Source organism: Marinobacterium sedimentorum, assembly GCF_024267675.1.
Taxonomy (GTDB): domain Bacteria; phylum Pseudomonadota; class Gammaproteobacteria; order Pseudomonadales; family Balneatricaceae; genus Marinobacterium_A; species Marinobacterium_A sedimentorum.
This window is the reverse complement of sequence record NZ_JALDYX010000184.1, coordinates 1-222: the sequence shown is the minus strand read 5'-3', so window position 1 is coordinate 222 and position 222 is coordinate 1. Positions and strand designations below refer to the sequence as shown.

Here is a 222-nt window from a genome sequence, read left to right as displayed (position 1 = left end):
TCGTCAAAGTGCTTATCGCACTATGTCCGCTGCTTGGTCTGCTGGGTACGGTTGTCGGCATGATCCACGTGTTCGACATCCTTGCTGTGGTAGGCACAGGAAGCCCGCGAGCCATGGCCTCAGGCATTTCAAAAGCAACCATACCAACCCTTGCGGGAATGGTCGCTTCTCTGTCTGGTTTGTTCTTTAGCACTCGATTGGATCATCTTGCAAAAGTGACCA

1 protein-coding gene is annotated in these 222 nt (G+C 52.3%); it reads left to right on the top strand.

Annotated elements, in window-relative coordinates; translation table 11 throughout:
- Positions 1 to 222 (top strand): MotA/TolQ/ExbB proton channel family protein (locus tag MRS74_RS23775; RefSeq protein WP_254582750.1); only part of this gene is annotated, 222 nt, incomplete at both ends.